Annotated in this window: 11 protein-coding genes; 9 read left to right on the top strand and 2 right to left on the bottom strand. The window is 71.7% G+C overall.

The genetic code is table 11. The features are described 5' to 3' along the window. Positions 1-40 precede the first annotated feature (40 nt). The 5 genes from E6R60_RS15665 (at position 41) to E6R60_RS15645 (ending at position 5,673) form a co-directional block, all read left to right on the top strand. Positions 41-1,465, top strand: coding sequence for an extracellular solute-binding protein (locus E6R60_RS15665; protein WP_136327164.1), 1,425 nt, complete (start codon positions 41-43; stop codon positions 1,463-1,465). A 92-nt stretch (positions 1,466-1,557) separates the two neighbouring features. Then, entirely contained in the window at positions 1,558-2,517 is a 960-nt protein-coding gene (locus E6R60_RS15660) for a sugar ABC transporter permease (RefSeq protein ID WP_136327163.1), read from the top strand. A gap of 15 nt (positions 2,518-2,532) precedes the next feature. After that, positions 2,533-3,477, top strand: a complete 945-nt coding sequence (locus E6R60_RS15655; protein ID WP_206309429.1) for a carbohydrate ABC transporter permease — start codon at positions 2,533-2,535, stop codon at positions 3,475-3,477. Between the two features lie 119 nt (positions 3,478-3,596). Beyond that, the gene (locus tag E6R60_RS15650) at positions 3,597-5,222 is read left to right on the top strand and encodes a glycoside hydrolase family 13 protein (protein WP_136327162.1); all 1,626 of its coding nucleotides are present in this window, start codon (positions 3,597-3,599) and stop codon (positions 5,220-5,222) included. Between the two features lie 124 nt (positions 5,223-5,346). Then, positions 5,347-5,673, top strand: a complete 327-nt coding sequence (locus tag E6R60_RS15645) for a cupin (RefSeq protein WP_136327161.1) — start codon at positions 5,347-5,349, stop codon at positions 5,671-5,673. 122 nt (positions 5,674-5,795) lie between these two features. Here the strand turns inward: E6R60_RS15645 and E6R60_RS15640 are convergent, their stop codons facing one another. Next, positions 5,796-6,152 carry a YciI family protein gene (locus E6R60_RS15640; protein WP_136327160.1) on the bottom strand — a complete coding sequence of 119 codons (357 nt, stop codon included), beginning with the start codon at positions 6,150-6,152 and terminating at the stop codon, positions 5,796-5,798. 154 nt (positions 6,153-6,306) lie between these two features. Here E6R60_RS15640 and E6R60_RS15635 point away from each other — a divergent pair, with 154 nt between their 5' ends. From E6R60_RS15635 to E6R60_RS15620, 4 genes are all read left to right on the top strand, one after another. Further along, positions 6,307-6,933 carry a GNAT family N-acetyltransferase gene (locus E6R60_RS15635; protein ID WP_136327159.1) on the top strand — a complete coding sequence of 209 codons (627 nt, stop codon included), beginning with the start codon at positions 6,307-6,309 and terminating at the stop codon, positions 6,931-6,933. Between the two features lie 101 nt (positions 6,934-7,034). After that, positions 7,035-7,907: an ABC transporter substrate-binding protein gene (locus E6R60_RS15630; protein ID WP_136327158.1), complete on the top strand. Its 873-nt coding sequence runs from the start codon at positions 7,035-7,037 to the stop codon at positions 7,905-7,907. A gap of 178 nt (positions 7,908-8,085) precedes the next feature. Further along, positions 8,086-8,349 (top strand): type B 50S ribosomal protein L31, encoded by a 264-nt coding sequence (locus E6R60_RS15625; RefSeq protein WP_136327157.1) that lies wholly within the window; start codon positions 8,086-8,088, stop codon positions 8,347-8,349. Positions 8,350-8,545: 196 nt separating this feature from the next. Beyond that, a complete protein-coding gene (locus E6R60_RS15620) occupies positions 8,546-9,481 on the top strand; it encodes a carbohydrate kinase (protein ID WP_136327156.1) in 936 nt (311 codons plus the stop codon). 34 nt (positions 9,482-9,515) lie between these two features. Here the strand turns inward: E6R60_RS15620 and E6R60_RS15615 are convergent, their stop codons facing one another. Continuing rightward, positions 9,516-10,808: a hypothetical protein gene (locus tag E6R60_RS15615; RefSeq protein WP_136327155.1), complete on the bottom strand. Its 1,293-nt coding sequence runs from the start codon at positions 10,806-10,808 to the stop codon at positions 9,516-9,518. Between the last annotated feature and the right edge of the window lie 51 nt (positions 10,809-10,859).

Below are 10,859 nucleotides of genomic sequence, written 5' to 3'. Positions count from 1 at the left end.
GCCGAGGGCCATCCACGCTCATGCCCGAAGGGGATCATCGATGAGAAGTGCCGGGTTGCGCCGCACACGCCGTATCAGCCGTGCCTCCGCGGCTGCCCTCGTCACCGCACTTGCCCTGACCTCGCTCGCCTCCTGCGGCACGAGCAGCAGCAAGGACGGGGACTCGAACAGCGCGTCCAAGGGATCGTCCGACCCTTCCGCCCCGCTCGACCCGAAGACCAAGGTGACGATCTCGATCGACTGCATGCCGCCGGCGGCCAAGGCCGCGGAGCTGCGCGAGTGGAACGAGGACATCAAGACGTTCAACAAGACGTACCCGAACGTCAAGATCAACGGAAAGTCCACCCCGGGGCAGTGCAACGAGCCGCCGCGCTTCACGGCCATGCTGAAGGGGAAGTCGCAACCCGACGTCTTCTACGCGTACTTCACCGACCTCCAGCAGGTTCTGGACAACGACGGGGCCGAGGACATCTCCGCCTACGTCACCGAGAAGACCGTGCCGGCCCTCAAGGACATCCAGCCCCAGGTCATCGACGTGGCCCGCAAGGACGGCAAGCTCTACGCACTGCCGACCAGCAACTACACCATGGGCCTGATGATCAACCGGAAGCTCTTCACCCAGGCCGGCCTCGACCCGGACACCCCGCCCGCCACCTGGGAGGAGGTGCGCACCGCCGCCAAGAAGATCGCGGGCCTGGGCAAGGGGATCGCCGGCTTCGGCGAGTACAGCGCCGGCAACAACGGAGGCTGGCACTTCGCCGCCACCCAGTACGGCCTCGGAGGGGACGTCGTCGACGCCTCGGGCAAGAAGGCCGCCTTCAACGACGCCACCGGCAAGCAGGTCCTCCAGCAGCTGCACGACATGCGCTGGGAGGACGACAGCATGGGCAAGACCCAGCTGCTGAAGTGGGGCGACCTGCAGAAGCAGATATCCAGCGACAAGCTGGGCATGTTCCTCGCCGCCCCCGACGACATCGCGTACATGGTGCAGCAGCTCGGCGCCCGGTACGAGACCTTCGGCCTGGGCCCGATCCCCGGGGCGAAGGGGACCCTGTTCGGCGGAAACAACTACATGATCAAGAAGGGCAGTTCGCCCGACCAGATCAAGGCGGCCGTCGCCTGGCTGAACTTCAAGAACCTCACCCCCGGCAAGGGGCAGTTCGACTGGGCCCGCACCAAGGCCGACAAGCTCCCCGTCGGGCTTCCGCAGCCCAACTTCTTCCTGGGCGACAGCAAGGCCAAGGACGACGCCTCGCGGACGGCCAACGCGTCGATGCCCGTCCAGAACTTCAAGGCCTTCATGGACAACCCCGTCCAGGGGAAGGCCGAGCCGCCGAAGGCGCAGGAGATCTACAAGATCCTCGACAACGCCATGTCCGGAGTGCTGACCAACGAGGACGCGGACATCGACAAGCTGCTCTCCACCGCCGAGCAGCAGGTCAACCAGGTCCTGGCGAACCCGTAACGGACGCGCGGGACCGGGTCACGCGGACCCGGTCCCCCGTCCCGGACCCGTCCGCCTGCGCTCGAAGTACACCGGCACCGAGGAGACACACCATGTCGGCCCCTACCCTGTCCTCCCCCAAGACGACCGGGCCCGGCCCGGGCCACCCGGGCCCCGCCCGCCGGGACTCCGCCCGCGAGGAGTTCCTGCGCGCCGTGCGCCGCAACATCTCCGCACACGGCTTCCTGATCGGAGCGGTGCTCTGCTTCTCGCTCTTCTCCTGGTATCCGATGGTCAGGGAGTTCGTCCTGGCCTTCCAGAAGACCGAGGACGGCAGGACCACCTGGGCCGGCTGGTCCAACCTGACCTACGTCTTCAACGACCCGGCGTTCTGGCAGGCGTGGCGCAACACGGCGCTGTTCACCGTGCTGGCGCTGCTGCTCGGCTTCGCCGTCCCGTTCGTCGTCGCCGTCGTGCTCAACGAGTTCCGGCACGGGCAGGGCTATCTGCGGCTGCTGGTCTACCTGCCGGTGATGCTGCCTCCGGTCGCCTCCGTCCTGCTCTTCAAGTACTTCTACGACCCGGGATACGGGCTCTTCAACCGCATCCTGGAGCTCTTCCACCTGCCCGCCCAGCAGTGGCTCCAGGACACCGGCACCGCGATGCTCTCGGTCGTCATCGCGGCCACCTGGATGAACATGGGCGGGGCGACCCTGATCTACCTGGCCGCGCTCCAGGGCATCCCGGGGGAGCTGTACGAGGCGGCGGAACTCGACGGCGCCGGGCTGCTGCGCAAGGTCTGGCACGTCACCATCCCGCAGACCCGGCTCATCCTCTCGCTGCTCCTGCTCATGCAGGTCATCGCCACCATGCAGGTCTTCACCGAACCGTTCCTGCTCACCAACGGCGCCGGCCCGGAGGGCTCCACCACCACCGTCGTCTACCTCATCTACCAGTACGCCTTCAACTTCAACAACTACGGCAGCGCGGCGGCACTGGGCCTCGTCCTGCTCGTCGTCCTCGCGGGCTTCTCCGCGGTGTACGTACGGCTGAGCCGCAGCAGCGAAGACTAGGACGGGAGCACGACCATGGCATCGAACACACTGGTCTCCCGGCGCGGGAGCCGGCGGCACGGGCCCGGCCGCGCGGCCGAGGCCGCGCGCCAGCGGACCCTGATCTCACCGGCCCAGCTCGGCAGACCCCGCGGCAAGGCGTTCTACTGGATCGTCTTCACCGTGGTGGTCGTCCTGTTCACGGTGGCCTTCCTCGGGCCGCTGTACTGGATGGTCACCGGCGGCCTCAAGACCACCCAGGAGGTCGTCCAGAGCCCGCCCACCGCCTTCCCCCGCTCCCTGCACACCGAGAACTACAGCCAGGCCTGGACCGTGATGGACCTGTCCAGGCTGCTGTTCAACACCCTGTACTACGCCTTCGGGGCGCTCTTCTTCCAGCTCGTCCTCGACGTCGCGGCCGCGTACTCGCTGTCCAAGCTGCGGCCGGTGTTCGGCAAGGTCATCCTCGGGATGATGCTGGCCACCCTGATGATCCCGGCCACCGTGCTGGTCGTGCCCCAGTACCTCACGGTCCTGGACGTCCCGCTCTTCCAGCGCAACCTGGTCAACTCGCCCTGGGCGATATGGCTGCCGTCGGTCACCAACGCGTTCAACATCTTCCTGCTGAAGCGGTTCTTCGACTCGATCCCGCGCGAACTCCTCGACGCCGCCGCGATCGACGGCGCGTCGCCCCTGCGCACCCTGCGCTCGATCGTCCTGCCGATCTCCCGGCCCATCCTCGGCGTCGTCTCCATCTTCGCCGTCGTCGGGGTGTGGAAGGACTTCCTCTGGCCGATGCTCACCCTGCCCGACCCCAGCAAGCAGACCCTCAACGTGGGCATCTACTCGCTGGCCAGCGGCGTGCCCGAGAACGTCCTCATCGCCGCGCTCACCATCGCGTCGATCCCGACGCTGCTCATCTTCCTGCTCTTCCAGCGCAACATCATGAGCGGTCTGACCGCAGGCGGTCTCAAGGGCTAGGGCCTGTCCCAGCCGGGGCCCCGTACAGCCGCTTCCCCTCAGCACTCCGCCGCCGGCCCACCACCTGCCCCGCCCGCCGGGCCGGCGGCGGAGTCCCACCTGCCCGAAAGGAACGCCACGTGGCAGCCAACCGTCCGTCCGAGGCCACCGCGAACTGGTGGCGAGACGCCGCCATCTACCAGATCTACGTACGCAGCTTCGCCGATGGCGACGGTGACGGCACCGGCGACCTCGCGGGGGTCCGGGCCAAGCTGCCCTACCTCGTCGAACTGGGCGTGGACGCGCTCTGGTTCACCCCCTGGTACCTCTCCCCGCTCGCCGACGGCGGCTACGACGTGGCCGACTACCGCACCATCGACCCCGCGTTCGGCACCCTCGCCGAGGCCGAGAAACTGATCGCCGAGGCCCGCGAGCTGGGCATCCGCACCATCATCGACATCGTTCCCAACCACGTGTCCGACCAGCACGCGTGGTTCCGGGCCGCCCTCGAAGCCGGCTCCGGGAGCCCCGAACGCGACCTCTTCCACTTCCGCGCCGGCCGCGGCGCCGACGGCGAGATCCCGCCCAACGACTGGGTCTCCGAATTCGGCGGCACCCCCTGGACCCGGCTGGACGACGGCGAGTGGTACCTCCACCTCTTCGCCACCCAGCAGCCCGACCTCAACTGGGCCCACCCCGCGGTCCGCCAGGAGCACGAGGAGGTGCTGCGCTTCTGGTTCGAGCGGGGCGTCTCCGGCGTACGGATCGACTCGGCCGCCCTCCTCGCCAAGGACCCCGCCCTGCCCGACTTCGTGCCGGGCCGCGACCCGCACCCCTTCGTCGACCGCGACGAACTGCACGACATCTACCGCTCCTGGCGTGCCATCGCCGACGAGTACGACGGCGTCTTCGTCGGCGAGGTGTGGCTCCCGGACACCGAACGGTTCGCCCGCTACCTGCGGCCCGACGAACTGCACACCGCCTTCAACTTCAACTTCCTGGCCTGTCCCTGGGACCCCGCACTGCTGCGGACCGCGATCGACGACACCCTCGCCGAACACGCCTCGGTGGGCGCGCCCGCCACCTGGGTCCTGTGCAACCACGACGTGACCCGCACCGTCACCCGCTACGGCCGCGCGGAGACCGGGTTCGACTTCGCCGCGAAGACCTTCGGCACCCCCACGGATCTGGCCCTGGGGACGCGGCGGGCCCGCGCCGCCGCCCTCCTCTCGCTGGCCCTGCCCGGCGCGGCCTACCTCTACCAGGGCGAGGAGCTCGGCCTGCCGGAGGCCGACATCCCGCTCGACCGCATCCAGGACCCCATGCACTTCCGCAAGGGCGGCACCGACCCGGGACGCGACGGCTGCCGGGTACCGCTGCCCTGGGCGGCGGGCGAACCGTACGCCGGATTCGGCGCCGCCACCGCACCCTGGCTCCCGCAGCCGGCCGGCTGGTCCGCGTACGCCGCCGACCTCCAGGGCGGCGACCCGGACTCCATGCTCAGCCTGTACCGCGAGGCCCTGCGGCTGCGCCGCACCGAACCGGGCTTCGGCACGGCGGGAGAGCCCGGGGTACGGAGACTGACCTGGCTGGACGCGCCGCCCGGGGTGCTGGCCTTCAGCCGGACCGGCGGTCTCGTCTGCATCGTCAACCTGGCCGCCGGGCCCGCCGAGCTGCCCCCGCACACCACCGTGCTGCTGGCCAGCGGGCCCCTCGATCCAGCGGGGAGGCTGCCGCAGGACACCGCGGTCTGGCTGCGCGTCTGACCACCGGACGAGGACCCGTTCGCCGGTCCGTCCGTCCGTGCGCCGCGGCACGGCCGGGCCGGTCGGCGGGATCGCGGCGGAGCGAGGGCTGCGGCACCGTGGGGTATGCGGCACAGTGGGGCATATGGACGCACCGAACGAGCTGAACGCCCTGGCCGACGAACACCTGACCGCGGCCCGCACCTCTCCGCACGGCCGCAGCGCCCACCTCCTGCTCCGCCAGGAGCCGCTGAGGCAGACCGTCATCGCGCTGACCTCGGGCAGCTCCCTCGACGAGCACAACGCCCCGCCCGCAGCCTCCCTCCAGGTCCTGCGCGGATCGGTACGGCTCACCGCCGCGTCGGGGGACCGGGAACTCGCCGCCGGACAGCTGTACCCGATCCCGCAGGAACGGCACGGACTGCTCGCCCTGGAGGACGCCGTGGTGCTGCTGACGGCCGTCAACGACTGACGGCCCGGCGCGTGGCACCAGCCGGCGCCGTCACCGGGGGCCGGTACCCGGCCGGCCGTCGGGCAGCGCCTCGGCCGTGGCGGCGGGGGCGTCCTGCCCGGGGCCGGCGGCCGAGCCCCTGCTCAGCCGTCCACGTTACCCTCGAACGGCCGGACCTCGATGGGCAGTCCGATCGCCAGCGCGGCCTTGCGTCCCCAGTCCAGGGCCGCCTCCCGGCCGGCCGCCTTGATGATGCTGAGCCCGCCGAGATACTCCTCGCCCTCGGTGTAGGGGCCGTCGGTGAGTACCGTGTCGCCGTCCTCGGCCCGCACGACGGTGGCCGTGGCCGGCGCGCTCAGCCCGCCGTCGAAGACGCAGGCCCCGGCCTCTTCGAGCTCGCGGTGAAAGCCCTGCACCCTCCGCATGATCTCCGCCAGTTCCCCGGGAGCGGGCGGAACGCCGTCGGCCGGTGTGACGACGCTGAGCAGATAGTGCTTCATGGGGTGCCTCCTCGGGTGCGGAGCCGGTCGCCTACCGGCCCGTCCACCCTCTATACGAACGGCTGCCGCACGGACCGGTGCCGGACACGGCCGTGTTCGAAGAAATCTTTCCCGGCCCTTGTGGGAGCGCTCCCAAAGTCGGCAGGATGAGGCGGTGACCCTGCTTCCCGGCCTGCGGGCCTATCGATCCGACGATCGCGCGGCGCTCGCGGACATCTGCGTGCGAACGGCCGACAACGGCGGTGACTCCCGGCACCTGTACCCGGACCTGGATCTGATGCCGTCGATCTTCGCCGCACCGTACGCCCACCTCGAACCCGACCTGGCGTTCGTCATCGACGACGGCACGGGCCGGGCCGTCGGCTACATCCTGGGGACGGCCGACACCCCGCGCTTCGTGACGGAGTTCCGCAACCGCTGGCTGCCCCTGGTCGAGGACCGGTACCCGCGTCCGGACGGCGCGCCGCGCACTCCCGCCGACGAGATGATCGCGCTCCTGCACAACCCGGAGCGCATGGTCCTGCCCGAACTCGCGGACTACCCGGCCCACTTGCACATAGACCTGCTGCCCGACTGGCAGCGCAAGGGGTACGGGAGGGAGCTGATGCGCGCCTTCCTCGCGGCCCTGGACGCCAAGGGGGTGAAGGGCGTGCACCTGTGCATGCTCACGTCCAACACCCCGGCCAGGGCGTTCTACGACCGGCTCGGTTTCACCGAGATCGAGGTCCCCGATCCCGGACCCGTCAGCTACCTCGTGCGCTCGACGGCGGCCGGCCTGTAGTCCGCCCACGGCGACGCGGGTGCCGCGCGGGTCCGCTGGGCAGGTAGTCCAGGACGAGACCGCTTCGGGGGGCGGGAAGCCGGTGGCGAGAGGTGTGTGACGTGAGGGAACGAACCGTGTGGGAGTTCTCCGACGACCGAGGACAGGTGTCGACTGCCGACAGGCGCCCGGCAAGGATCCTCGCCTATGTCCAGGCCGGGGCGACCTTATGGGACCACGGCATCCGCCCGCGCGCGATATTCGGCTCCGGGCACGACGATCCCCGGGTGCCGGACGCGGCCAAGACCGGGTCGCTGCCCCTGGCCGACGTCGCGTACGCGGGCGCGGGCGCCACGCTGGACGCGGACACGCTGCTGAGGGGGGAACCGGACCTCGTGGTGGCCGTCAGCTACGGCGGCGGCCAGGTCTACGGCCTCGGCCCCGAGACGGCCAAGCACCTGGAGGGGCACGTCCCGGTCGTCGTCATCGACGTGGGCCAGGCGCGCACCCTGCCGGAGATCGCCGACCGGTTCGCCGGGCTGGCCCGTTCGCTCGGCGCCGAGGAGCCCGCGGCGGCCACCCAGGAGCTGGACGCGGCCCGGGACCGGCTGCGCGCGCTCACGTCGGGCCCGGACCGGGCGAGGGTCATCGCGCTGTCCCCGGCGGGCCAGGAGCAGGTGCACCTGGCACGTCCCCGTATGTGGCCCGAGCTGCGGGTCCTGGCCGAGCTGGGCGTCGGCCTGGTGGAACCCGCCGAGGGCCCCGGTGCGAACTGGTCCACGGCCGGCTGGGCCCAGGCCGCCGCACTGCGGCCGGCCGTCGTGCTCGCCGACATCCGGGCCCACGCCACCCCGCTCGACGCGCTCCCGGCCGACGGACCCTGGGCGTCGGTCCGGGACTCCGTGCGGGTGGCGCCCTGGAACCCCGAGCCGGTGTGCAGCGCGCGGGCCCACGCGCGGTTCCTGGCGCGCGTGGCCGACGCGCTGGAGGCGTAGGCGGGCAAGAGGGGCCCGGCCCGTACGCGCCCGGGCGCCTGGGCGGGAGAGGGGCCGGGCCGTACGCGGTCCGGGGGCGATGCCCCGGACGGACGTGTGCGATCGCGCGGGCCGCCCCGGTTCGCCAGGCTGGCCGGGAGCGTCCCGCGCCCGTACCCGCACGTCCCCAGGAGCAGGCATGCAGCAGGACAAGCACCCCTCGTACCGGCCCGTGGTCTTCCGTGACCGCTCGGCGGGCTACGCCTTTCTGACCCGGTCGACGGCCTCCAGCGAGCAGACGATCGACTGGGACGACGGCAACAGCTACCCCGTGATCGACGTGGAGATCTCGGCCGAGAGCCACCCGTTCTACACCGGCAAGGCGCGGGTGGTCGACTCGGAGGGACAGGTCGCCAAGTTCGAGCGCAGATACGGCGAGGAGGGCGGCGCCGACGCCTCCTGAGCCGTGCCGCGGCCCGAGTCCCCCGTCCCCTTCGGCAGGGCGGGGGACTCGGCGCGTCCCCGGGCGCCCCGCGCGGGACGGGCGGCCTCCTGCCGACGCCCCCGGGGGCACGCGGCAGGATGGGTCCCGGCGCGTCCGCAGGCAGTCGCGCCTGCCGGGACGCCCGGGCCACCGCACTCCAGGAGAGGTCACCTTCATGCTCGACAGTTCCGACCTGCTGGTCATCGGTGAATGCGTCGCCGACATCGTCCGGCTGCCCGATGCGGCCGACCGGGTCCACCCGGGCGGAAGCCCGGCCAACGTCGCGTACGGCCTGGCCCGGCTCGGACACGCCACGACCCTGCTCACCCAGCTCGGGGCCGACGCGAACGGGCGGCTGATCCGCGACCACCTGACCGGAGCCGGGGTCGACGTCCGCACGGACGGTTCCACCGCCCCCACCCCGTCCGCCGCGGTGACCCTGGACGGTGCGGGGCGGGCCACGTACACCTTCGAGATCACCTGGACCCTCGGCGCGGTCTCTCTGGAGCGGCCGCCCGCGCATGTGCACACCGGATCGATCGCGACCGTCTCGGAACCCGGTGCGACCACCGTCGTCGCCGCCCTCGAATCGCTGCGTGCCGCCGCCACGGTCAGTTACGACCCCAATGTGCGGCCGGAACTGATGGGCGACCACGGGGCCGCCGTGCGCCGGGCCGAGCTCTGCGTGGCCCTCAGCGACGTCGTCAAGGCGAGCGACGAGGACCTGGAGTGGCTGTACCCGGGCGAGGACCCGGTGAGGGCCGCCGAACGGTGGCTCGCCGCCGGCCCGGCCGTCGTCCTCGTCACGCGGGGCGGCGACGGGGCGTTCGCGGTTCTGCCCGACGGGCGGGTGAGCGTCGAGGCGCTGCCGAGCGAGGTCGTCGACACGGTGGGGGCGGGAGACGCCTTCATGTCCGGCGCCCTGCACGCGCTCGCCGCGCACGGGCTGCTTGGAGCCGCCGGCCGGGAGCGGTTGCGGGCAGCACTTGACCGGGCCACCGTGACGGACGTTCTGCGGCATGCGGCGGCTTCCGCGGCGGTCACCGTCGGGCGGGCCGGCGCCAGCCCGCCCGACGCGGCGGAACTGGACACGGTGCTCCACCGGATGTGAACGCCGGGGCCGGGCGGGCCGGTCGCGCCCGGCCCTACGCCTTCGCCGCCAGATGAGGAGTGCTGTCGTCGTCCAGGAATTCGACGACCGCCAGGGCGACCAGGGCGCACAGCGCGATCCACACCGTGACCAGTCCCGTCGGCCGGTCCCACGCCAGCAGCACCGCGACGGCCACCACGACCACCGTCCAGTTCAACGGCCGGCGGGCCCGGTGCACCCACCGGCCGGCCGGGCCGCCGGTGAACCCGGCCGCGTCCCGTACGGCCCCGATGCCACCGCTCCACATCGCCATGACCCGCTTCGCCGCGCGACCCCGGCCGGTGAGCCAGGCGGAGAGGGCCACCACCGCCCCGACGGTCACCACCAGCCGGATCCCGGCGCGCAGATAGCCGGCCAGCGCGTCGAACACCGCTCCCGCAGCGGGCTGCGAGACGTGCGGGGGGAGGCTGTCGAGGTAGAACGCGCGCCCCGCCCACAGTCCGAGCGCGAGCAGCCCCGCGCCCACCGCGGCCGCCAGCGCCGCGGTCACCAGGGCCCGTCGCCGGCGTACGGCGAGCAGCACCCCGCCCGCCGCCACCACCAGCGTGAACAGCGGCAGCCAGAATCCGAGGAGTTCGAGCGCCCGGAACCCCTTCTTCGCCTTGCCGACCGAGTCCGAGGTCAGAAGAGTGAAGTCGGTGTGGATCTCGGGGATCTTCCCGGCGACCGTCAGACCACGGTCGACGAGCCGCTGTTTGACCCGGTCGATGACGGGGGCGAGGTCCAGCGTCACCGTGTCGCCGGTGAGTTTCACCGCGCCGCCGCCCTCTCCGGTCAGGGCCTTCACGACGGAGGCGTGGGCCGACCGGTTGAGGTTGATCCACACCCGCTCGAACTCGTCGCTGCTCACGAACTTCTCCACGGTCCCGTGCACGAAGTCCGTGACCCCTGTGGTGAGGGGATCACCGAGCTTCCCCAGTGCCTTGTCGACCACCGGCCGGTCGGCGGGCGCGACGTCCGCGAGCAGCGCGTCGATGTCCAGACGGTCCATCACGGCATCGGTGACGCGGTGGGTCACCGCGGCCCGCACCTCGGGATCGGAGGCCAGCGGCTTCATCATCTCCACGTAGCGGTCCGTGTCCCCGGCGACCTCGCTCGCCCAGCTCGACAGGATGCTCAGCGGCGTGAGCACGGCGGCCACCAGGATCAGCAGCACGGCGAGGAACGAGCGCGGGCGCGGCCGGGAGCGCCCCGGACCACGGGCCTCCAGGTTCGCCACCCGGTCACGCAGGGCAACCAGTTCGGCGTGCTCGTCGGGTGTGGTTCGCTGAGCGGGGTCCTGTTCCATGCCCCCAGGGGATGTCCTGCCCGCCCGTACAGCGCGGCGGATTACTGCGTA

The organism is Streptomyces sp. A0642 (genome assembly GCF_004795105.1).
GTDB lineage: Bacteria > Actinomycetota > Actinomycetes > Streptomycetales > Streptomycetaceae > Streptomyces.
Note: the sequence above shows the minus strand (reverse complement) of the source record. Positions and strands in the feature narration are given on the sequence as shown.